A 21,718-nucleotide genomic window follows, 5' to 3' on the forward strand; every position below is an offset into this window, starting at 1 on the left:
CCCCGAGTCAATCACCTATTTACTGAATTCAATCATCACGCTGTCTCGCTTTCTCGAGCAGCGCATCAAAATAGTGCCTTAAGCTATAGAGCATGATTAAGCTTGGAATGACCATCAGAGCTGTTAGTACAAAGAACAATGACCAATCATTGAGGTATTCAGCAAGCTGACCACTAAAAGAAGAGAGTGTGGTACGACTGAAGTTACCTAAAGAGGCGAGCAACGCATATTGGGTGGCAGAAAAGGCTTGCCCAGTGAGCAGTGTTAAGAAAGAAACAAAGGCCACTGTGGAGAACGCAGTGGTGAAGTTGTCGGTCACGATAGCCGCCAGCAGTATGTGCTCATTGGGACCTACTTGCGCTAACCAAGCAAACATAAGGTTGCTGGCTGACATAGCAATGCCACCGACCATCAAGCCACGCACAATACCAAAGCGGACATTGACCATACTTCCGACAAACGTAAACAGCATAGTGATGCCCCAGCCGAGAAGCTTGGAGTAATAACCAATTTGCTCATTACTAAACCCGATCTCTTTGTAAAAGGCGATCGACATTCTGCCAAGGAAAGCCTCGCCAACTTTGAATAAAAAGACGAACAGCAGGAGTGTTAGTGCCACTTGAGTGCCGTTGCGGCGAAAGAAATCAGCGAACGGTTCAACGATAGTGACCGACCACCAGGTCATGACTGGACCATCCATCTTATCGCGATAACGTTGTTCTGCTTGTTGTTGCAATTGTTCGCGGTGATTTTTGGGTTCTTTAACGAGTAAAGTAAACGCCATCAATAGCAACACAATCACTGCCATACCGTAAAACACTGTGTTCCAGCCCGAACTGTCGGCATTGATAAACGCCAAATAGCCCGGCAGAGAATAACCTGTCCACCAACCAATCACCGCCATTGCTGACGCTTGAGGTAATTTACTCTCTTCGGATTTGGCAAAGCTATCGATACGAAAGGCATCAATGGCAATATCTTGCGTGGCTGATGCAGTGGCAATTAAAAAGGCGAGTACTGAGGCTTGCCAAATATGAGCGGCGGGATTGACGCCAGCCAATAGTAGCGTGCCAATAAAAATCACAATCTGGCAAACCAATATCCAACTGCGGCGCTGACCTAGATAGCGATAGAAAAGGGGGATTTTGACGCGATCGACCAATGGTGCCCAACAAAAGTTAACGGCGTAGACAGCAAAGACGCTACCAAAGTAACCGATAGCTGCCAGACTAAGCCCGGCATCTTTTAACCAACCCGACATGCTCGAGCCGATTAAGACCCAAGGGAAACCACTTGAGCAACCTAACATGAAGACCCAGAGCAAACGGCGGTCAAGGTAACTTTGAATCGTTTCTCGCCAAGAAGTGGCTTGGTGGTGAGGCATTGCGCATCCTTGATGAAGTAAAGCTCCATAAAATGGAGCTTTAAAGAGGGTAGTTTTTAAATACTATGGTTTGAGTGTCACCTTGCTGATGACAATTGGCGTGACTGGAACGTCTTGCATATAGCCAACAGTATGAGTCGGCTTTTGCGCCATTTTCTGAATCACGTCAAAGCCTTTAACCACTTTACCAAACACAGCATATCCCGGGTTTTGACGACTGAAGTTTAGAAAGTCATTGTCTTTCAAGTTGATGAAAAACTGACGAGTCGCTGAATCAGGATTATTGGTTCTAGCCATCGCGATGGTTGCCGTATCATTACGCAGCCCATTGTAAGCTTCGTTTTTAATCGGCATTTCAGTGTTGAGCGTTTTAAGATTTGCGTCGTAACCACCACCTTGCGCCATAAAGCCAGGAATTACACGGTGAAACTGACTGCCTACATAACTGCCGTCTTCAACGTAATGAAGAAAGTTAGCTACGGTGATCGGTGCTTTTTCTTGGTTCAGCTCAACAGTAAATGCACCCAAATTAGTTTCAATCGTTACTTCAGGAGCAGCCCAAAGAGTTGAACTAAAGAGAGCGATTAGCGCAACCCACCACTTACCCATGGAAACGTTCCTTCATGTAGGTTTGTAGTTCTGAATCGTTTGCAATCTCTTTAAGTACATTATTCACAACATCGTTGAACACCATTTGCACATCTTGAATATCTGCGCTGAGTGCAGCAGTGCGTTTTGCAGTGCCAGTGTAGGTTTTCACTAGGCGACCTTTGGGTGTTTCAGCGGTCAGTTGGATCACAACTTTCGCATCCATCTGATTTTCCATGATGGAGTGTTTTACATTCACTAATGCCTGTTCTACTTCAACCGTCATGCTGTTTTCGCTGTTGACTGTTACCGTAAAACCTTGCGAACCAAACTGTTCAGCAAGCGCATTTTCTAATGCGATACGTACGTTTTGATTGGCATGAATCGGTTCAATATGGTTACGACCACTATCGACTAAAGCAACGTATTGGGCTGAACGAACATCTTTACTGGTAAGCGTAAAAGAAGCGTTCTTCACGATATCAGAGTTGCTGATGACTGCTTTCGGCATGAAGTTAACTTGTTCTTGTTGCGGTGCAGCACAAGCGGTCAGTAAGGCGATAGACGCCGCGAGAACCAATTTTTTCATGGTCAATTCCTTTCTTTGTTTTAGCATCAGATGCTTAGCCTTTAATAGCTTCTAAGATAACAAACTTTTGATTGCCTGCGACAGTCTTTACGAGCGACTTGCCGAATAAGCGTGATAATTTTATATCGTATCTTAGGTGTCGATTACCAATAACCAGTAATTTGCCACCTTTTTTCAATACCTGTTTGGCATCACAGAACATCTGCCAAGCAATATGATCGGTGATCGCCTGCTGTTGGTGGAATGGTGGATTACATAACACCAACTCAGTGATACCTGCGTCGAATTGATCAAGACAGTTGTTTGCTACGCACTCAATGTCGCGTTCATTACCCAAATTATGAACTAGGTTCTGTCGTGCCGATTCTACCGCCATGAAACTTTCATCTACGCAAGTTATCGCGGCTTGTGGATTGAGTTGCCCCATTTTTACTGAGAGCACACCGTTACCACAACCTAAGTCAATAAAATGCGCTAACTCTGGAAGGGTTGGCAAATGTTCCAATAAAAAACGTGCTCCCTGATCCAGATTTTCTCCCGAATAGACATTGGGGAGGTTGTTGAGTTCAATTTGTTCACCAGCCACTGGCCAAACCGTGTCAGGACTTACGTCACGCACAGGCGAGCAATCGGCAAAACTGAACACCAATCGATGTTTCTTCCATGCTAAAGATGTCGTGGTATTGCCAAGATACTGACTAAACAGATTTAAGGTTGAAGAGTGAATCTCTTTTGCCTTATTCACTGCAATGATCGGTGTTTTGGCATCTACCGCTTGACGTAACTGACTTAACTGCCAGGTCAAATGACGGTTATTGCGTGGAATTTGCATCAAAACCAAATCCACTTTATTAGGTATAGCATCCATTGTGGTGAGTAATGTCACCGCAGGGCAATGATTTTGCTGCAAGTTATGCGTAATGCCTTGGTGGGCTAGATAGGAATCGCTCATAACGGTGACTTGATGCTTCGCTGAGAACCAGCAACTCAGCGCGCCAAATTGGTCGTTGAGTATTAAAATGTCTAATCCATCAGGCAGTGCCATCTCTTCAATGTGGTTAATGAGATACTCATCGCCAGCATCCCATGCTTGCAATGTATCGTTGCTGCGTACCGGATAACGGTGCAATGTCAGCGTGCGTTGATGTAATGAAAACTCAATAGTCATAATTATGATGGGTTTAACTGATGGAAACGCTATTGTCGCAAATGGTGACAGAACAAGAAACCAAAACCTTTCTCTTCTGTAGATTCGCGAGTTACACTGTTATGGTTATTTAAGAGAGATTGTCGACACGGTAGTGTGACAAGGAAGCAATATGATTCAAGAAGTTATCGAAACAAAACTCCATAATGAGTTTGCTCCAGAGTATCTTAGTGTGGTGAATGAGAGCTACATGCATAACGTTCCACCTGGTGCGGAAAGTCATTTTAAAGTGGTCGTAGTGAGCCAAAAATTTGAGAACTTGAAATTGATCGCTCGTCATCGCTTAGTGAATCAATTATTGGCAGAAGAATTGATCCATCACATTCATGCGTTAGCGATTCACACCTATACTCCCGAGGAGTGGAAAGAACGTGCCTCTGGGAGTCCTGATAGCCCCATGTGTGTCGGTGGTCACTAATTGAACTTGTTCGTTTAAAAAACAAGCAAAAACTTTTTTTTTGAGCAATAATGTAACAGGATTTAAACAAGTTAGACCAATATTTACATGATGAATTATTGTTCTGGTTTATATTGAACTGAACAACCTTATTCACATTGTGGATACCATTTACTGTGCGATGTATCAAATAGCAAATGATTTATCAGGAAAAGCGCGAGATTAATGATGATTTTAGCGCTTAATCTGATGATTCTTAATGGCATCAAGTTCGTAAAAAATGCTAAACTATCGCACCTGATAAACCTTGGTGCTTAATTGTGACGAGGTTTTTAAAAGGATGTTGCGACTTTGATGTAATCTTTAACATCAAAGCGGACACTGATAATGTCGTGTCTAGGGGGCGTTAATCATCTACAGTCTCTAATCACAACGATTTCTGGCAAATCGAAGATGATATGCGCCTCAAATTTGCGCAATTAAAGAATCTTTTTCCCGATAAAAAAGTAGTGCAAGTGCGTATGATTACAATAAAAAAGGGTTTGGACCTTCCTATTTCTGGAACTCCTTCCCAGGTGATTAATGATGGCAAAGCCATCAAAAAAGTCGCCTTGCTTGGCGAAGAGTATGTTGGCATGCGTCCAACAATGCAGGTTCGCGTAGGTGATGTAGTGAAGAAAGGCCAGGTACTTTTTGAAGACAAAAAGAACCCAGGCGTGAAATTTACTGCACCAGCTAGCGGTACTGTGATTGAAATTAACCGTGGTGCAAAACGTGTTCTTCAATCTGTTGTGATTGAAGTTTCAGGTGATGACAAGGTTGAGTTCAACAAGTTCGAAGCCAACCAAATTGCAGGTCTTGATCGTGAAGCGGTCAAAACTCAATTGGTGGATTCTGGCCTTTGGACTGCATTGCGTACTCGTCCGTTCAGCAAGGTACCGGCAATTGATTCCAATACTAAAGCTATCTTTGTTACTGCAATGGATACCAATCCTCTTGCAGCAGAGCCTAGCGTGGTTATCAATGAACAAGCTGACGCTTTCAAAGCAGGTCTAGACGTTCTTTCAGTTCTTACTGAAGGTAAAGTGTACGTTTGTAAAAAAGGTACAAGTCTACCTCGTGCGACTCAGTCAAACGTTGAAGAACATGTTTTTGACGGTCCTCACCCAGCAGGTCTTCCTGGCACACACATGCATTTCCTATTCCCAGTGAATGCACAAAATGTGGCATGGTCAATCAACTACCAAGACGTGATTGCGTTCGGTAAGTTGTTCCTAACTGGTGAGCTGAGCTCAGAACGTGTTATCTCTCTAGCGGGTCCAGTTGTTAATAATCCTCGTCTAATTCGTACTCTTGTTGGTGCGAGCCTTGATGAAATCGTGAATAACGAAATCATGCCTGGCGAAGTTCGAGTGATTTCTGGCTCTGTACTTTCAGGTACACAAGCTGCTGGTCCACACGCATACCTTGGCCGTTATCACTTACAAGTTTCAGTATTGCGTGAAGGCCGTGACAAAGAGTTTCTTGGTTGGGCATTGCCTGGTAAGAACAAATTCTCAGTCACTCGTTCTTTCTTAAGCCACCTATTCAAAGGTCAGTTGTTCAATTTGACAACGTCGACTGGTGGTAGTGAACGTGCAATGGTGCCAATCGGTAGTTACGAAAAAGTAATGCCGCTAGACATGGAGCCAACTCTGTTGCTTCGTGATCTTTGTGCAGGTGACGCTGATAGCGCTATGCGCTTAGGTGCTCTAGAACTGGATGAAGAAGATCTAGCACTATGTACCTTTGTATGTCCTGGTAAATACGAGTTCGGCGCGTTACTTCGTGAGTGCCTGGATAAGATTGAGAAAGAAGGGTAATTTCATGGGCCTTAAAAAGTTTCTTGAGGATATCGAGCATCACTTTGAACCAGGCGGTAAATATGAAATGTGGTTTGCGCTTTACGAAGCTGCAGCGACCATTTTCTATACCCCAGGTCAAGTGACTAAAAAAAGCTCGCACGTCCGTGATGCTGTTGACTTAAAACGCATCATGATCATGGTTTGGCTAGCTATTTTCCCAGCGATGTTCTTCGGTATGTACAACGTTGGTGGTCAAGCTATTGCCGCTCTGCACCACATGTATTCTGGTGATCAATTCACTTCTATCGTGAATGGTAACTGGCATTACTGGTTCACTGAGATGATCGGTGGCACCTTGGGTGCAGATGCAGGCTGGGGCAGCAAAATGCTGCTTGGCGCAACTTACTTCCTACCTATCTACCTAACAGTATTTATTGTTGGTGGTTTCTGGGAAGTTGTGTTCTGTATGGTTCGTAAACACGAAGTAAACGAAGGCTTCTTCGTCACTTCGATTCTGTTTGCTTTGATCGTTCCACCTACAATGCCTCTATGGCAAGCTGCACTAGGTATCACCTTCGGTGTGGTTGTTGCTAAAGAAGTGTTCGGCGGTACTGGTCGTAACTTCTTGAACCCAGCATTGGCTGGTCGTGCATTCCTATTCTTTGCTTACCCAGGTCAAATCTCTGGTGACTTAGTATGGACTGCAGCTGACGGCTTCTCTGGTGCAACTGCTCTGAGCCAATGGGCTCAAGGTGGCGGCGGTTCTCTAGTTAACGCAGCAACTGGCCAAACGATCACTTGGATGGATGCCTTCCTAGGTAATATCCCAGGTTCAATCGGTGAAACTTCTACACTGGCTCTATTGATCGGTGCAGCATTCATCGTGTACATGGGCATTGCTTCATGGCGCATCATCGGCGGTGTTATGATCGGTATGATCGCACTGTCTACACTGTTCAACGTGATTGGTTCAGCAACTAACCCAATGTTTAACATGCCTTGGCATTGGCACCTAGTTCTAGGTGGCTTCGCATTCGGTATGCTATTCATGGCAACTGACCCAGTTTCAGCTTCCTTCACCAATAAAGGTAAATGGGCGTACGGTATTCTAATCGGCGTTATGTGTGTGCTGGTTCGTGTAGTTAACCCTGCGTACCCAGAAGGCATGATGTTAGCGATTCTATTCTCTAACCTATTTGCCCCTCTGTTCGACCATGTGGTTGTGGAAAGAAACATCAAGCGGAGACTAGCGCGTTATGGCAAGCAATAACGATAGCATTAAAAAAACGCTGTTTGTTGTTATCGTGTTGAGCTTAGTGTGCTCCATTATCGTATCGGTAGCGGCAGTAGCTCTGCGTGATAAGCAGCAACTCAATGCAGCGTTAGACAAACAAAGCAAAATCCTAGAAGTATCAGGCGTTGATATGTCTAAGGGTAAGGTTCAAGACCTGTACGCACAGTACATTGAACCTAAATTGGTAGACTTTAACACTGGTGAATTAGTCGATAAAACTGCGGATGGCGTTTCAGCAGCTAAGTACGATCAACGTGCAGCAGCAGCGAATCCAAAAACATCGATCAAACTACCAGCGGATAAAGACCCAGGTAAAATCATCAACCGTGCTAACTACGGTCTGGTTTACCTAGTGAAACAAGACGACAAAGTTTCTCGTCTGATTCTACCAATTCACGGTAACGGTCTGTGGTCTATGATGTACGCGTTCGTAGCAGTGGAAACTGATGCGAATACCGTTGATGGCATCATCTACTACGAACAGGGTGAAACCCCTGGATTGGGCGGCGAAGTGGAAAACCCACAATGGCGTGCTCAGTTTGTTGGTAAGAAATTGTTCGATGAGAACTTCAAACCAGCAATTCGTATCGTAAAAGGCGGAGCTCCTCAGGGTTCTGAACACGGTGTAGATGCACTGTCTGGTGCAACACTAACTAGTAACGGGGTTCAACGCCAATTCGATTTCTGGTTAGGTGATATGGGCTATGGTCCATTCCTAGCAAAAGTTCGTGACGGAGGTCTGAACTAATGTCTAGCGCGAAAACTCTTAAAAAGAGCCTGTTAGAGCCAGTATTGGATAACAACCCAATTGCTCTGCAAGTTCTAGGTGTGTGTTCTGCATTGGCAGTAACCACTAAATTGGAAACAGCGTTTGTTATGACAATCGCGGTTATGTTAGTAACTGCTTTTTCTAACTTCTTTGTTTCTTTGATTCGTAACCATATTCCAAACAGCGTACGTATCATCGTTCAGATGGCCGTTATCGCTTCTTTGGTAATCGTGGTTGACCAAATCCTGCGAGCTTACGTTTATGACGTATCTAAACAGCTTTCAGTATTCGTTGGTCTGATCATTACTAACTGTATCGTAATGGGTCGTGCAGAAGCATTCGCTATGAAATCTGCGCCAATTCCATCATTCATCGATGGTATTGCTAACGGTCTAGGCTACGGTTTTGTATTGGTCACTGTTGGTTTCTTCCGTGAGCTTCTGGGTTCAGGCAAACTTTTCGGTATTGAAGTTCTGCCTCTAGTGAAAGACGGCGGTTGGTATCAGCCAAACGGTTTGATGCTACTAGCTCCGTCAGCTTTCTTCCTGATCGGCTTCCTGATTTGGGCGATTCGTACGTTCAAACCTGAACAAGTAGAAGCGAAGGAGTAAGGTAGTCATGGAACATTATATTAGTCTGCTAGTTAAATCGATTTTTATCGAGAACATGGCGCTGTCTTTCTTCTTGGGTATGTGTACATTCCTTGCTGTATCTAAGAAAGTTAAGACTTCATTTGGTCTAGGTATCGCAGTTACTGTTGTACTGACCATCTCTGTTCCGGTAAACAACCTAGTTTACAACTTGCTGCTTAAGCCAGGTGTACTAGGCGAAGGTATCGATCTAAGTTTCCTTAACTTTATTACCTTCATCGGTGTTATCGCAGCGTTAGTACAGATTCTTGAAATGATTCTGGACCGCTTCTTCCCACCGTTGTACAACGCGTTAGGTATCTTCCTACCTTTGATCACAGTTAACTGTGCAATCTTCGGTGGTGTATCTTTCATGGTACAACGTGATTACAACTTCGGTGAATCGGTTGTTTATGGTTTCGGCTCAGGTTTGGGCTGGATGCTAGCGATCGTTGCTCTTGCAGGTATCCGTGAGAAAATGAAGTACTCAGACGTACCTCCTGGTCTGCGTGGTCTAGGTATTACCTTTATCACTGCTGGTCTAATGGCGATTGGCTTTATGTCTTTCTCTGGTGTTCAACTGTAAGTCGGGTAAACCGCAACAATTAAGGAATAGTCAATGGACGTTATTCTTCTTGGTGTAGTGATGTTTACTCTGATTGTACTGGTATTGGTATTAGTGATCCTATTCGCTAAATCAAAACTGGTTCCAACAGGTGACATTACAATTTCTATCAACGGCGATCCTGAAAAATCGTTCGTTACTCAACCAGGCGGTAAGCTACTGACTGCACTTGCTGGCGCAGGCGTATTCGTATCTTCAGCTTGTGGTGGTGGTGGCTCTTGTGGTCAGTGCCGCGTAAAAATTAAATCTGGTGGTGGTGACATTCTACCTACTGAGCTTGATCACATTACTAAAGGTGAAGCTCGCGAAGGTGAACGTCTATCATGTCAAGTTGCTGTTAAAAACGACATGGAACTGATTCTGCCAGAAGAGATCTTTGGTGTTAAAAAATGGGAATGTACTGTTATCTCTAACGATAACAAAGCGACCTTCATCAAAGAACTTAAGCTACAAATTCCTGATGGCGAATCTGTACCTTTCCGTGCAGGTGGTTACATTCAGATTGAAGCTCCAGCTCACCACGTGAAATACTCAGACTTTGATGTACCTGAGAAATACCGTGAAGACTGGGATAAATTCAATCTGTTCCGTTACGAGTCAAAAGTAGATGAGCCAATCATCCGCGCTTACTCAATGGCGAACTACCCTGAAGAACACGGCATCATCATGCTAAACGTGCGTATCGCGACTCCGCCACCACGTAACCCTGATGTGCCACCAGGTCAGATGTCTTCTTACATTTGGTCACTTAAAGAAGGTGATAAATGTACGATTTCTGGTCCATTTGGTGAGTTCTTTGCGAAAGACACTGACGCTGAAATGGTATTTATCGGTGGTGGTGCAGGTATGGCTCCTATGCGTTCTCATATCTTCGACCAGCTAAAACGCCTAGACAGCAAACGTAAGATTTCGTTCTGGTACGGTGCTCGTTCAACTCGCGAAATGTTCTATGTTGAAGACTTCGATACGCTAGCAGCTGAACACGATAACTTCACATGGCACGTAGCTCTGTCTGATCCAACTCCAGAAGATAACTGGGATGGTTACACAGGCTTCATCCATAACGTTGTGTACGAAAACTACCTACGTGATCACGATGCGCCAGAAGATTGTGAATACTACATGTGTGGTCCACCAATCATGAACGCTTCGGTAATCAACATGCTACATAATCTAGGTGTTGAAGACGAAAACATTCTATTGGATGACTTCGGTGGTTAATCTCCGGTCTCTAAGTTGAATGATGGCTGGCTTCCAATGGAAGTCAGCCATTCTTTCTTTTTAGACGCCATTCTTTTTTGGACTCCATTGTTTCGTTTTTGGCAGCATAAGCTGTGATAGGAAAGGTGATGAATTATTTTCCCTATCCCAGTTTTTAAAAAGGTGAGTGTGTGAAAACCCTGTTGGTATTGTTCTCTTGTCTAGCCTTAATGGTGGGTTGTGATCGCCAAGCTGAGCAAGTGCATTTAAGCGGTCCCACTATGGGCACGACTTATAATGTCAAATATTTGGTTTCGGATACTTCACCAGATGTGACGAGCTTGCAGCAAGGCATTGATAAGATTCTGGTGCAAGTGAATGACCAGATGTCGACGTATCAAAAAAACTCTGAATTAAGTCGTTTTAATCAAATGCAAGAGACGACACCTTATTCGTTATCGGTCGAAACGGCTACGGTGGTGAAAGAGGCAATGCGTCTGAATCAAGTGACGCTGGGAAAATTAGATGTGACGGTAGGGCCGTTGGTAAATCTATGGGGATTTGGTCCTGAAGGTCGCCCGAATAAAACGCCTTCACCGCAAACCTTAGCGCAGCGACGTGAGCGAGTTGGCATTGCTCATTTGACCTTAAATGGTCAGCAGTTAACGAAAGATATTCCCAATCTGTATGTGGACTTATCAACCATTGCCAAAGGGTGGGGAGTCGATCAAGTCGCTAATTACCTTGAGCAGCAAGGTGTCCAAAATTACATGGTCGAAATTGGTGGTGAAATTCGGCTTAAAGGTATCAACCGTGATGGTGTAAAATGGCGTATCGCGATTGAGAAGCCAGTAGCGAATGAGCGCAGCGTCCAAGAAATTATCAGTCCTGGAGAGATGGCGATGGCTACCTCTGGAGACTATCGTAACTACTTTGAACAAGATGGTATTCGATACTCGCATATCATCGACCCTCACACGGGGATGCCAATCAACAATCGTGTGGTGTCAGTGACGGTATTACATCCTTCTTGTATGACCGCAGACGGTTTAGCCACTGGGCTGATGGTTTTAGGCGAAGAGCAGGGAATGGCTGTCGCAGAGCAACATCATCTTGCAGTATTGATGATGGTAAAAACGGATACAGGATTTGAAGAACGAGTTTCAGAGGCATTTCGCCCCTATCTGAAACAGCAGTAAATAAGTGAGCAGATTATTATGAGTACATTTTTAATTGCATTTGCCATCTTTGTCTGTGTAATTGCAGCAATGGCAGTCGGTTACATTTTCCAGAAGAAAGTGGTTCGTGGTAGCTGTGGCGGCCTAGGTGCTGTAGGTATCGAGAAAGTGTGTAATTGCCCAGAGCCTTGTGATGCTCGTAAACGTCGTGAAGCAAAAGCGGCAAAACGCGCAGCTATGATCGCTGAGTGGGAAAAAGATCGTATCGCTTAATCACAGTAAAGCAGTACTAAACACAGGAAAACCGGGTTGATGTTAGTCGCTGATAAGCTGATTACGTCCCCGGTTTTTGGCTAAGTAGAGTCGGCTATCGGCCAAAGTGAGCAGTTGATTGATATCACCTGTATCACTTTGGGCAACACCAATGCTGATGGTGACACGGATTGAACTATCCAAAAATGAAATGGAGGTCTTTTCTATGCGTTGCCGTAAATTCTCTAAGCGCTGAATAAACTGCGCAAATTCACCACAGAATTGAATACAAAACTCTTCTCCACCAAAACGTGCCACGATCGAATCAGAAAAATAGAGGTTCAAGATGTGCGCGATGGAGGTCAGCACTTTATCACCCCCATCATGACCCCAAGTGTCATTTACTTTCTTAAAGTGATCGATATCCATCATAGCAACATGGCAGTTATCGGCTTGATGTTCTTGGCGTTGATTAAAGAAATACCGACGATTCCATAATCCAGTTAATGCATCTTGGTTTGCCAGCCGAAACAGCTCAGTGTTTGCTTCTTTGATATCAAGTAGTTGGTGGACGCGACAGTAGAACTCTTCTTGGTTGAATGGCTTATTTAAAAAATCATTCGCCCCCGCTTTTAGAAAGCGTGCTGTCATGGTTTTATCGTCAGAGCTCGATACCCCCAATATCGCCAATTCGTTTTTACTTATCGATTGGCGAATCTCTCGGATCATCTCAATCCCATCTTGATGGGGCATATCATGGTCGGTAATGATGATGCTAATGTCTTTATGTTGTTGCAGCTTTTTTAGTGCATCGAGTCCATCCACTGCTGTGGTGGTACGAATGTATTGATGTTCGAGTAATTGTGAGACATAGCGGCGCACCGTCTGAGAATCATCCACCACTAGGGCGTGATGATTTTGGTTGTTCAATAGCCGCTTCATCATCGGGATAAGATAGGAAACAGAGCTCATGCTATCTTTGAGGATATAGTCCAGTACACCTTTAGCGATACAACGTTCGCGGACTTTTTCATTGAAGGTGGCGGTTAGCACCACCACTTTTTGCTTCGTTGACAATACAAGATCGATGACTTCACCATCTTGAGCGTCGGGTAAGCAGTAATCTAACACCGTACAGAAAAAACGGTGGTCTTGGGACAATATGGCTTGTGTCTCGGCGAGGGACTCTGCACAGATGACCTCATAACCAAGTTGAGATAATTGATTAAACAAGTAATTGCGAAATGCTCTGCTGTCTTCCACGACCAGAATTTTATGACTCAATTCCTCACCTTTACGCTAACGAATCCATGCTCACGGCTCTTTTGATAACTCTAAAAAGGATAGAAGTAAATTTGAGAAACGCCCTTATTATTGCCTGCATTTGTGTGTGTGCTCCGTGATTATTGTGTATACTGTTTTTACATACAGTATTGTCGGATTGAAATGGTGGACACAGAGCGTCTTCGTAAAATTATTCATGTTGATATGGATTGTTTTTATGCCGCGGTCGAAATGCGTGATCACCCAGAATATCGTGGGCGGCCGTTGGCTGTCGGTGGAAGCGAGAAACAACGTGGAGTGCTGAGTACTTGTAACTACGAAGCACGCCGATTTGGATTGCACTCAGCAATGCCAACTGCTCAAGCATTAAAATTGTGTCCTCACCTGCTGCTGGTTCCCGGTCGTATGCAAGTGTATAAATCGGTTTCCCGCCAAATTCACGAAATCTTTCAGCGTTATACCTCGATTATTGAGCCGCTATCACTCGATGAAGCATTCCTTGATGTGAGTGATAGCCCAAAGTGCCATGGGAGCGCCACTTTGATCGCAGAGGCGATTCGGCGTGATATCTGGCAAGAGTTACAACTCACGGCATCTGCTGGTGTTGCCCCTGTGAAGTTTCTGGCCAAAGTAGCCTCAGACATGAATAAGCCCAATGGGCAATTTGTCGTTCCGCCGGAGAAAGTGCAGGAGGTAGTGGATAAGCTGCCTCTGGGCAAAATCCCCGGAGTTGGAAAGGTGAGTTTAGAGAAATTGAACCGAGCCGGGTTTTATCTCTGTGAGGACATTAAAAACAGTGACTATCGCGATCTATTGATCAAATTTGGTCGTTTAGGGGAATCGCTTTGGAAGAAAAGCCACGGTATCGATCGCCGCGAAGTCATTGTTGAACGGGAACGAAAATCCGTCGGTGTCGAACGAACGTTTAGCCAAAACATCTCCACCTATGAAGAGTGTTGGCAAGTTATCGAAGAGAAGTTATTTCCGGAACTTGACCAGCGGCTAACCAAAGCGAGTCCGGAAAGAGCCATCATCAAACAAGGTATTAAAGTGAAGTTTGCGGATTTTCAATTGACGACCATCGAGCACATTCATCCGCAACTAGAGCTCGGTGATTTTCGCGGTTTACTGAGTGAAGTACTAAGACGGCAACAAGGGCGGGAAATTCGCTTGCTTGGATTATCCGTGATGCTCAAACCCGAAGCACCTGGTGAGCAATTGAGCTTTTTTTAATTTGCTGCGAAATTGAGTACACTGTTGCTTATACTCAAGTCACTTGTGATTTCCCATCTACCCAGTTACCTGTTTTTAAGAGAGAAAATGATGAGACCAATACTCTTTGTTGTCACCCTACTGACGTGCACTTCAGCGTTAGCTGCTCAGTGTCGCGTAGATGTGAAAAATGAAGTGCATATCAACAGTGAACACGTTGAGATTCATCGTGCTGATGGACAGATTGCGACAATGACTGCGAATAACCAGCTCAGCATTGATGGCAAATCTGTACCGCTGGATTCAGAGCAAGCCTCTGCGATGGAGCGCTTTCGTCAAAGCATGAGCGATAGTGTGCCGAGAGTGAAGCAGGTGATTAACGATGGGTTGGTGATGGCCGATTCTGTCATCGATGATATCTCGACCAGCTTAGGAAAACCGGGTGCATTTGATAATCTCAAACAAGGCGTACGCTCTTACGCTCAAGAGTGGGAAAGCCGTTACTACAAAAATGGTGAATTAGTATTACCGGCAAGTAGTTATGAACAGATGCAGCAAGAGTGGATGGCTGAATTTGATAAGGCAAAGGTCTTTTTTAGTCGTGAATTTATGACCAGTGCTTTCGATACGATAGCTAAGAGCATGAAGCAAGAAGGTGGTTTTAATCTTACCCAGCTCAATGATGTTATGGCTAAGCTCAAAACCTCGATGGCAGAGCATTTAAAAGCACATCAAAAACAGATGGATAAGCAGCGTGATGAGCTGTGTGATTCATTAGATAACATTGTTGAGCAGGAGAAATCACTGCATAAGAAGATTCCACAACTAAAAGATTATCAAGTCTTCACTATTTAAGCTCACTAAGCTTAGATATCCCAATTTAATAAGGCGCTGTTTTACAGCGCCTTATTAGTTTTTATTGAGGCAAGTTATTGCTCGATTGAATGAAAGAATAAAAAACAACCAGAGAGGATGAGATTAAGATAATTGTTTATTGTTTGGCACTTTATTAGTTCACATCACTTAAATTCATTGCCTAATTAGCAGATTTAATTTAATGTACTAGTCAACTAGTTCGTAAGTGTATTTGTGAGTGGTAATGACGCAATCAGCATCTCGAGAGACCTTTGGTTCTCGTCTTGGATTTATTCTTTCTGCAGCAGGCGCAGCGGTAGGCTTAGGCAATATTTGGGGATTTCCTACTCAAGCCGCCAGTAATGGTGGTGGCGCATTCTTGCTCGTCTATCTAGTCCTGATCTTGGTTGTTGCCTATCCCATGTTGGTGGTGGAAATGGCAATTGGCCGTTATGGCCAAGCGAACCCAGTTGATAGCATGCGAGCATTAACCAACAATGCTATGGCGAAGCGAGCCGGCAGTGTTGTAGGTTGGTTGGGGTTAAGTGTTCCTAGTGCCGTGTTGGCTTTCTACAGTATCGTTGGCGGCTGGATCATCTGTTATATGCTTGGCGCAATAACGGACATTGCTGGCTTGCAAGCGGCGACTGAGTGGTTAAAGGGGTTTAGTGTTGAGCGTAACCTGTTTGGTACCGTGCTGTTTTATGTCTTTACCATTTTAATTGTGCAGGGTGGGGTGAAAGATGGGATCGAAAAATGGTCCACTCGATTGATGCCCGCGTTGTTTATCCTGTTTGGTGTGATGTTTGTTTACATCATGATGCAACAGGGGGCGATGGAAGGTCTACGTCACTACTTGATTCCAGACTTTGCCAAAGTGTGGGATAAAAAACTGATTCTCGCTGCGATGGGGCAAGGCTTCTTCTCTTTGACCATTGGTGGTTGTTCGATGCTGATTTACGGCTCTTATCTCAGCAAGAAAGAAAATTTGCCGAAAATGGCGATGAACGTCACCTTAGTCGATACGGCAGTGGCTTTCGTTGCTGGCTTAGTGGTGTTGCCTGCCATGTTTGTTGCAATGCATAAAGGTGTGCCAATCTATGGCGCCGATGGTTCACTGCTGAGCTCTGATACGCTGGTGTTTCGCGTGCTACCTATGCTGTTTGATAGCTTAGGTCTCTTGGGACAAATGTTTGCAGTGGTGTTCTTCTTACTGCTGACCATTGCCGCATTGACATCATCCATCTCAATGTTGGAATGTCCAGTGGCTTTGGTTGGTGAACGCTTCAATACCAAACGTACACCAACTGCTTGGGTACTCGGTTTGATTATTGCTCTGTTTAGTATTGTTATCGTTTATCACTTTGAAACCTTATTTGGTTTAGTGGCTATGGTCGCAACGCAATATCTACAACCTTTTACGGCACTGCTGTTCTGTTTGTTTGGTGGTTGGGTATGGAGAAGCAATGCGAAGTTTAATGAGCTTTCTCTAGGGTTTGAAGAGTTCCGCAATAGCCTGTTTGGTAAAATCTGGCCTTGGTATGTACGCATCGTATGCCCTGTATTGGTGGCTGCGATCATCTGGGCATCGTTTAATTAAACCAATCAAAATATCGAATAGAAAAATGCCCCTAACTTTAGGGGCACTTTTATGGTTAAGGCTGGGCCGGATGAAGGTGCCCTGTGGTGAGCGGTTCAAGTTCCATATCACTGATGTCTTCAATAAACTCTTCCACAATCTGCTCAACAATTTCATCATCTTGCGAGAAGTAGGCAATGTTAAATACGGCATCCCCCTCATTGACTAGCGGTAGGGTTTGCTGACCAATGATGATCCCGCCTTTGTTCGCTTTGAGTTCTTCTTTGATTTTACCTAGCGGCGAGTTCACGTAAGCGAGAATCTGACCTTTCTCTACCTTGTCGCCTAGTGTTACTAGGGTACGCAAAATGCCATCGGTTTCAGCCCGCGCCCAACTGGTGGATTTAGCAATCACGGTACTTGGTGTTTTCTTGCGACTCTTACGTAACATACCGACCGCTTGCATCGTTCTGAGGATACCCATGACGCCAGCATGAATCGCAATCGGATCGAAGCGTAACGCTTCTCCCGCTTCGTAAGTCAGTACTGTGATTCCACACTGTTCCGCTTCACTGCGTAGAGAACCGCCGCGCAGCGGGGAGTCTAGGGTTACAGGGGTTGCAAAAGCTTGGGCAATACGTAGTGTTTCAGGATTACTCAAGTCAGCACGAATTTGCGGTAGGTTCGTTCGGTGAATTGCACCGGTGTGCAAATCGATAATGTAGTTACAGCGAGTGACCACTTGAGAAAAGAAGGTGTGTGCCATTCGTGAGGCTAGGGAGCCTTTTTCACTGCCAGGGAAGCAGCGGTTTAAGTCACGACGGTCGGGCAAATAACGGGATTTGTGAATAAAGCCAAACACGTTGACTATCGGAACGGCAATCAAGGTGCCTTTGAGTTTACTGGCATCAATCGAATTGACGAGCTGTCTTACAATTTCTACACCATTTAATTCATCACCATGAATGGCGGCATTAACCATCATGACTGGCCCTTCGTGGGCACCGTTTACGATTTCTATGGGGATGGATAATGGGGAGTGGGTATAAAGCTTGGCGGCTTCGAGCTCAATAACAGCTCTGCCAGCTGGGGGAACAGACTCCCCCAGAAGATGAAAAGCGACGTTTTTTTTAACTTTGTTAACCTTTTCCACGTGTTTTGGTCCTTTTGCTTGCCGCATTCTTTTCGATAAATTCGACAATCATTCCGGCAATATCTTTCCCTGTTGCGGCTTCTATGCCTTCAAGGCCGGGAGATGAGTTGACTTCCATGACAAGTGGACCACGTTCTGAGCGCAGTAAATCGACGCCCGCGACATTCAGTCCCATTGCTTTAGCTGCTTCGATAGCGGTTTTACGTTCTTGAGGGGTGATTTTCACCAATGAAGCCGTACCACCTCTATGAAGATTAGAACGGAATTCACCTTCTGCACCCTGACGTTTCATCGCCGCGATCACTTTATCACCAATCACAAAGCAGCGAATATCCGCGCCGCCTGCTTCTTTGATGTACTCTTGTACCATGATATTGGCTTTTAAACCCATAAAAGCTTCAATCACGCTTTCTGCAGCTGTACGTGTTTCTGCTAGAACCACCCCAATACCTTGAGTGCCTTCAAGCAGTTTGATTACAACCGGTGCACCACCAACCATATCCAGAAGATCTTTAACATCATCTGGTTTGCTGGCAAAGCCAGTGATCGGCATACCGATCCCTTTGCGTGATAGTAGCTGCATTGAGCGTAACTTATCACGAGAGCGGCTAATTGCAACGGACTCATTCACTGGGTAGACGCCCATCATTTCAAATTGGCGTAAAACCGCAGTGCCATAGAAAGTCACTGAGGCACCAATGCGTGGAATGACCGCATCAAAACCAGTCAGTTCTTCACCTTTAAAGTGAATTTGTGGCTGATCCGAATTGATATTCATATAACAGCGTAGTGCATCAATAACTTTGACTTCGTGACCACGCTGTTTGCAAGCATCTATCAGGCGTTGGGTCGAATAGAGCGAGCCGTTGCGCGACAGAATACCAATTTTCATTCTTCAGTTTCCTCAAATGGGATTAAAAACGATTCAACAGGATCAACAACGATGCGTTGGTGCATAGCCGTACGGCCAAGCAGCATACGAAATGCCATGTTTTCTCTGTTAGTTAGTGTAATTTCAGCTGGCCAACTTTGGCCACCTAAGCAAATGTCTGTACGAATCACGTAACGCTTCTCTTCATGACCACCGGAATCACGAACGATGCGTTCATCAACGATGGGCGCTTCGCATTCGGCAATCTGATCTTCGTTACGTTGTTTTGGGTGGATCCAAAAGCGCACCCAAGGCGCACCGTCACGCTCAAACGTTTCTAAACGGAAGGCGTGTAAACAGGAGGTTCGTGCACCTGTGTCGATTTTGGCTTTAATCTTATTAATGCCTAAGCCAGGAAGGCTGAGGGTCTCTCGCCATCCGACAATCATTTTTTCTTTCATCATAATGTCTTTCGTTGGAGAGTTTGAAATTCATCTTTGGACCAGCGATCTTGGTTTCGCTGTCAGGAGCGGCATTTGTGGACGAAATCTGTCCTAAGCCTTGAGGGGGCGAACTCTAGCAGCTGACTCTTTGCTGTTGCCAATGAAAAATATCATTCGTATCGACAAATTTAATTAATCATTCTCAAAGCTTTTCAGGATAAATCTGAACGCAAATCACAGCTTATTGCGTTTGTGTGACCACCTAATGACACTGTCGACCCGACAGAGACAAAAAAGCCGAATCCAAGGATTCGGCTTTTAAGGTTAGGCTTTTGTTGGAATATTTTCTAGCAAACAAAGCATTTGTTGCCAGAATAATTCCACGGTATCAATTTTGACTTTCTCATCAGGAGAGTGTGGGAACTTGATGGTTGGGCCAAAAGAGATCATATCCATGTTTGGATAAGGTTTTTTGAACAGACCACATTCAAGGCCAGCGTGAATCACCATGATGTTTGGCTTGTGACCATAGATGCCTTCATACATGTCACGGAAGATGTGCATGATGGCTGAGTCTGCATCCGGTTTCCAGCCTGGGTAAGCGTTAGCAAAACGAATGCTTGCGCCAGCCAGTTGAGCAACCGAGGTCAACATACCTTCAATTTGTTCACGGCCTGAGTCGATCAATGAACGAATCAAACAAAGTACCGTCACTTTATCTGCTTTGGTAGTCACCACGCCCACGTTCAATGAGGTTTCAACCACACCTTCAATTTCATCACTCATGCGCATCACGCCGTTTGGACAAGCGTTTAGACCAGCGATAAAGGTCTGCTGTGATGCAGCAGAGAATACGTCGAATGACCCCGTCACTTCTTCATTAAACGTAACGATGTTGGTTTCGATTTTATTTAGCTCTTCTTTAATTAGAGCAGTAAAGGCGCTAAATGCTTGCTCAAGAGCGGATTGATTTTGTTCTGCAACAGCAACAGTCACGAAGCCTTCACGTGGAATCGCATTACGTAGGCTACCGCCACGAAAATCGATAAGACGCAGATCCAAACCTTGAGTATGATCCGCTAGGAAACGGCCCAGTAGTTTGTTGGCATTAGCACGACCTGTATGAATGTCTGCACCTGAGTGGCCGCCTTTTAATCCTTTTAGAATCAATTTACGAACCACGAAACCTGCAGGTAGCGCTTCACGTTGAATTGGGAAAGTGAATGCGCCGTCTACACCACCAGCACAGCCCATGTACACTTCGCCTTCGGTTTCAGAATCGGTGTTAAGTAGGATGTCACCTTCTAACCAACCTTCTTTCAAACCAAATGCGCCAGTCATACCCGCTTCTTCATCGATCGTCAGTAGCACTTCTAGTGGACCGTGTTTGATCTCTTTAGAGGCCAGAACAGCAAGACAGGTTGCCATACCGATACCGTTATCCGCACCAAGAGTTGTGCCTTTAGCGGTTACCCATTCACCATCAACGTAAGGTTGAATAGGATCTTTGGTAAAGTCGTGATCGGTATCTTCATTTTTCTGAGGCACCATATCAATGTGAGCCTGCAGCACCACACCTTTACGGTTTTCCATTCCTGCCGTGGCAGGTTTTTTGATAATCACGTTGCCTGTTTCATCACGGCGAACATCCAAACCTTCGCTGCTTGCCCAATCAACAATATAACTTGCTAACTGTTCTTCGTGTTTTGAAGGGTGTGGAATTGAACAGATCTTATCAAAGAACTGCCAAACAGGGGCCGGGGACAATAGGCTAATTTCAGAATGGAATTCAGACACGGATAACTCCTAGATGTGTAATCTTTCCTGATGCGACTCGCCGCTTGGTGCGGCATGGGATCAAGAGGGATAAATTTGTTTCACAGCATACCACTCTGATCGTGATGGGAGTAGCGTTTCAACGTGAAAGTGGCGGATCTCACGCTTCTATTTACAAAATTATCTATTAAATCATTGAGATAAAAATGATCGGATCGACATAATATGGGAGGTTTAATTACCTTGTTTCATATGTTTTTTGCGCTCCATGTCCTAAAATCTCCATTAAAATGTAATTTTATTACCAAAAATAATTGAGTTAGATCAATAAAAGAAAGTTTTGTGATTTTTATCACCTTAACTCTTGTAATAAATTTTCTTGGTGGTATATTTATAACCAACTTCGATGTTGAAGTTAAATTGCTCAATGGACGAGTCTTGAAGATCCTTCTTAGGAAGATCAAAAAATCGGTTAGCAGTCAGATTTTTTGCTGGATCTTGAAAGGTTTACCCAGTGGTGTTTGAGTGTCTGACGATAACATCACTGATCATTAGGTGCTGGTTTTGCGACCAAACCTTGTGACTCGAA

At 44.5% G+C, this 21,718-nt stretch carries 21 protein-coding genes; 12 read left to right on the plus strand and 9 right to left on the minus strand.

Features of this window, described 5'->3' with window-relative positions; all coding sequences use genetic code 11:
- Window positions 1–28: 28 nt before the first annotated feature.
- The 4 genes from OCV11_RS03395 to OCV11_RS03410 form a co-directional block, all read right to left on the minus strand.
- A complete protein-coding gene (locus tag OCV11_RS03395) occupies window positions 29–1,384 on the minus strand; it encodes an AmpG family muropeptide MFS transporter (protein ID WP_261894999.1) in 1,356 nt (451 codons plus the stop codon).
- Window positions 1,385–1,447: 63 nt separating this feature from the next.
- A complete protein-coding gene (locus OCV11_RS03400; protein WP_261895001.1) occupies window positions 1,448–1,993 on the minus strand; it encodes a peptidylprolyl isomerase in 546 nt (181 codons plus the stop codon).
- Window positions 1,986–2,561 carry a YajG family lipoprotein gene (locus tag OCV11_RS03405; RefSeq protein WP_261895003.1) on the minus strand — a complete coding sequence of 192 codons (576 nt, stop codon included), beginning with the start codon at window positions 2,559–2,561 and terminating at the stop codon, window positions 1,986–1,988. The genes OCV11_RS03400 and OCV11_RS03405 overlap by 8 nt, the downstream gene beginning before the upstream one ends.
- A gap of 34 nt (window positions 2,562–2,595) precedes the next feature.
- Window positions 2,596–3,729 carry a methyltransferase gene (locus OCV11_RS03410; protein ID WP_261895005.1) on the minus strand — a complete coding sequence of 378 codons (1,134 nt, stop codon included), beginning with the start codon at window positions 3,727–3,729 and terminating at the stop codon, window positions 2,596–2,598.
- 151 nt (window positions 3,730–3,880) lie between these two features.
- On the opposite strand from OCV11_RS03410, the gene OCV11_RS03415 reads away from it, so the two are divergent.
- The 9 genes from OCV11_RS03415 to nqrM all read left to right on the plus strand — a co-directional run bounded on the left by OCV11_RS03415 (window position 3,881) and on the right by nqrM (window position 11,977).
- Entirely contained in the window at window positions 3,881–4,186 is a 306-nt protein-coding gene (locus OCV11_RS03415; RefSeq protein ID WP_261895007.1) for a BolA family protein, read from the plus strand.
- Between the two features lie 500 nt (window positions 4,187–4,686).
- Window positions 4,687–6,027 (plus strand): Na(+)-translocating NADH-quinone reductase subunit A, encoded by a 1,341-nt coding sequence (locus OCV11_RS03420; protein WP_261895009.1) that lies wholly within the window; start codon window positions 4,687–4,689, stop codon window positions 6,025–6,027.
- 4 nt (window positions 6,028–6,031) lie between these two features.
- The gene (locus OCV11_RS03425; RefSeq protein WP_261895010.1) at window positions 6,032–7,279 is read left to right on the plus strand and encodes an NADH:ubiquinone reductase (Na(+)-transporting) subunit B; all 1,248 of its coding nucleotides are present in this window, start codon (window positions 6,032–6,034) and stop codon (window positions 7,277–7,279) included.
- Window positions 7,266–8,051: a Na(+)-translocating NADH-quinone reductase subunit C gene (locus OCV11_RS03430; protein ID WP_261895012.1), complete on the plus strand. Its 786-nt coding sequence runs from the start codon at window positions 7,266–7,268 to the stop codon at window positions 8,049–8,051. The genes OCV11_RS03425 and OCV11_RS03430 overlap by 14 nt, the downstream gene beginning before the upstream one ends.
- Entirely contained in the window at window positions 8,051–8,683 is a 633-nt protein-coding gene (locus OCV11_RS03435; protein WP_261895013.1) for an NADH:ubiquinone reductase (Na(+)-transporting) subunit D, read from the plus strand. The genes OCV11_RS03430 and OCV11_RS03435 overlap by 1 nt, the downstream gene beginning before the upstream one ends.
- Before the next feature lie 7 nt (window positions 8,684–8,690).
- Window positions 8,691–9,287 carry an NADH:ubiquinone reductase (Na(+)-transporting) subunit E gene (gene nqrE / locus OCV11_RS03440; RefSeq protein WP_261895014.1) on the plus strand — a complete coding sequence of 199 codons (597 nt, stop codon included), beginning with the start codon at window positions 8,691–8,693 and terminating at the stop codon, window positions 9,285–9,287.
- A 33-nt stretch (window positions 9,288–9,320) separates the two neighbouring features.
- On the plus strand, window positions 9,321–10,547 hold the full coding sequence (gene nqrF / locus OCV11_RS03445; RefSeq protein WP_261895015.1) for an NADH:ubiquinone reductase (Na(+)-transporting) subunit F: 1,227 nt from the start codon (window positions 9,321–9,323) through the stop codon (window positions 10,545–10,547).
- A 170-nt stretch (window positions 10,548–10,717) separates the two neighbouring features.
- A complete protein-coding gene (locus OCV11_RS03450; protein WP_261895017.1) occupies window positions 10,718–11,725 on the plus strand; it encodes an FAD:protein FMN transferase in 1,008 nt (335 codons plus the stop codon).
- A gap of 18 nt (window positions 11,726–11,743) precedes the next feature.
- Window positions 11,744–11,977 carry a (Na+)-NQR maturation NqrM gene (gene nqrM, locus OCV11_RS03455; RefSeq protein WP_261895018.1) on the plus strand — a complete coding sequence of 78 codons (234 nt, stop codon included), beginning with the start codon at window positions 11,744–11,746 and terminating at the stop codon, window positions 11,975–11,977.
- Window positions 11,978–12,019: 42 nt separating this feature from the next.
- Here nqrM and OCV11_RS03460 read toward each other — a convergent pair whose 3' ends face one another.
- Window positions 12,020–13,240, minus strand: a complete 1,221-nt coding sequence (locus tag OCV11_RS03460) for a GGDEF domain-containing response regulator (protein WP_261895019.1) — start codon at window positions 13,238–13,240, stop codon at window positions 12,020–12,022.
- 162 nt (window positions 13,241–13,402) lie between these two features.
- Here OCV11_RS03460 and dinB point away from each other — a divergent pair, with 162 nt between their 5' ends.
- The 3 genes from dinB to OCV11_RS03475 all read left to right on the plus strand — a co-directional run bounded on the left by dinB (window position 13,403) and on the right by OCV11_RS03475 (window position 16,907).
- Entirely contained in the window at window positions 13,403–14,473 is a 1,071-nt protein-coding gene (gene dinB / locus OCV11_RS03465; RefSeq protein WP_261895020.1) for a DNA polymerase IV, read from the plus strand.
- Window positions 14,474–14,560: 87 nt separating this feature from the next.
- Entirely contained in the window at window positions 14,561–15,307 is a 747-nt protein-coding gene (locus OCV11_RS03470; RefSeq protein WP_261895021.1) for a YggN family protein, read from the plus strand.
- A 244-nt stretch (window positions 15,308–15,551) separates the two neighbouring features.
- Window positions 15,552–16,907, plus strand: a complete 1,356-nt coding sequence (locus OCV11_RS03475) for a sodium-dependent transporter (protein ID WP_261895022.1) — start codon at window positions 15,552–15,554, stop codon at window positions 16,905–16,907.
- A 55-nt stretch (window positions 16,908–16,962) separates the two neighbouring features.
- On the opposite strand, the gene OCV11_RS03480 is transcribed toward OCV11_RS03475, so the two are convergent.
- The 4 genes from OCV11_RS03480 to OCV11_RS03495 form a co-directional block, all read right to left on the minus strand.
- The gene (locus OCV11_RS03480) at window positions 16,963–18,066 is read right to left on the minus strand and encodes a succinylglutamate desuccinylase/aspartoacylase family protein (RefSeq protein WP_261895023.1); all 1,104 of its coding nucleotides are present in this window, start codon (window positions 18,064–18,066) and stop codon (window positions 16,963–16,965) included.
- A complete protein-coding gene (gene rimK / locus OCV11_RS03485) occupies window positions 18,026–18,931 on the minus strand; it encodes a 30S ribosomal protein S6--L-glutamate ligase (RefSeq protein WP_261895025.1) in 906 nt (301 codons plus the stop codon). The genes OCV11_RS03480 and rimK overlap by 41 nt, the downstream gene beginning before the upstream one ends.
- Complete coding sequence (locus tag OCV11_RS03490) at window positions 18,928–19,371, minus strand: ATP-dependent zinc protease family protein (protein WP_261896216.1); 444 nt, start codon at window positions 19,369–19,371, stop codon at window positions 18,928–18,930. Before OCV11_RS03490 ends, rimK begins: the two co-directional genes overlap by 4 nt.
- Window positions 19,372–19,677: 306 nt before the next feature.
- The gene (locus tag OCV11_RS03495; protein ID WP_261895026.1) at window positions 19,678–21,150 is read right to left on the minus strand and encodes an aminoacyl-histidine dipeptidase; all 1,473 of its coding nucleotides are present in this window, start codon (window positions 21,148–21,150) and stop codon (window positions 19,678–19,680) included.
- Between the last annotated feature and the right edge of the window lie 568 nt (window positions 21,151–21,718).

It is taken from the genome of Vibrio porteresiae DSM 19223, assembly GCF_024347055.1.
Lineage (GTDB): Bacteria > Pseudomonadota > Gammaproteobacteria > Enterobacterales > Vibrionaceae > Vibrio > Vibrio porteresiae.

What these genes read in the sequence shown, in the direction of transcription:
- OCV11_RS03475 (WP_261895022.1), top strand. Translation starts at nt 15,552, where the DNA reads ATGACGCAATCAGCATCTCGAGAGACCTTTGGTTCTCGTCTTGGATTT.
- OCV11_RS03395 (WP_261894999.1), bottom strand. Translation starts at nt 1,384, where the DNA reads ATGCCTCACCACCAAGCCACTTCTTGGCGAGAAACGATTCAAAGTTAC.
- OCV11_RS03405 (WP_261895003.1), bottom strand. Translation starts at nt 2,561, where the DNA reads ATGAAAAAATTGGTTCTCGCGGCGTCTATCGCCTTACTGACCGCTTGT.
- nqrE (WP_261895014.1), top strand. Translation starts at nt 8,691, where the DNA reads ATGGAACATTATATTAGTCTGCTAGTTAAATCGATTTTTATCGAGAAC.
- nqrM (WP_261895018.1), top strand. Translation starts at nt 11,744, where the DNA reads ATGAGTACATTTTTAATTGCATTTGCCATCTTTGTCTGTGTAATTGCA.
- OCV11_RS03415 (WP_261895007.1), top strand. Translation starts at nt 3,881, where the DNA reads ATGATTCAAGAAGTTATCGAAACAAAACTCCATAATGAGTTTGCTCCA.
- OCV11_RS03480 (WP_261895023.1), bottom strand. Translation starts at nt 18,066, where the DNA reads ATGCGGCAAGCAAAAGGACCAAAACACGTGGAAAAGGTTAACAAAGTT.
- rimK (WP_261895025.1), bottom strand. Translation starts at nt 18,931, where the DNA reads ATGAAAATTGGTATTCTGTCGCGCAACGGCTCGCTCTATTCGACCCAA.
- OCV11_RS03435 (WP_261895013.1), top strand. Translation starts at nt 8,051, where the DNA reads ATGTCTAGCGCGAAAACTCTTAAAAAGAGCCTGTTAGAGCCAGTATTG.
- nqrF (WP_261895015.1), top strand. Translation starts at nt 9,321, where the DNA reads ATGGACGTTATTCTTCTTGGTGTAGTGATGTTTACTCTGATTGTACTG.
- OCV11_RS03425 (WP_261895010.1), top strand. Translation starts at nt 6,032, where the DNA reads ATGGGCCTTAAAAAGTTTCTTGAGGATATCGAGCATCACTTTGAACCA.
- dinB (WP_261895020.1), top strand. Translation starts at nt 13,403, where the DNA reads ATGGTGGACACAGAGCGTCTTCGTAAAATTATTCATGTTGATATGGAT.
- OCV11_RS03420 (WP_261895009.1), top strand. Translation starts at nt 4,687, where the DNA reads ATGATTACAATAAAAAAGGGTTTGGACCTTCCTATTTCTGGAACTCCT.
- OCV11_RS03410 (WP_261895005.1), bottom strand. Translation starts at nt 3,729, where the DNA reads ATGACTATTGAGTTTTCATTACATCAACGCACGCTGACATTGCACCGT.
- OCV11_RS03430 (WP_261895012.1), top strand. Translation starts at nt 7,266, where the DNA reads ATGGCAAGCAATAACGATAGCATTAAAAAAACGCTGTTTGTTGTTATC.
- OCV11_RS03400 (WP_261895001.1), bottom strand. Translation starts at nt 1,993, where the DNA reads ATGGGTAAGTGGTGGGTTGCGCTAATCGCTCTCTTTAGTTCAACTCTT.
- OCV11_RS03490 (WP_261896216.1), bottom strand. Translation starts at nt 19,371, where the DNA reads ATGAAAGAAAAAATGATTGTCGGATGGCGAGAGACCCTCAGCCTTCCT.
- OCV11_RS03470 (WP_261895021.1), top strand. Translation starts at nt 14,561, where the DNA reads ATGATGAGACCAATACTCTTTGTTGTCACCCTACTGACGTGCACTTCA.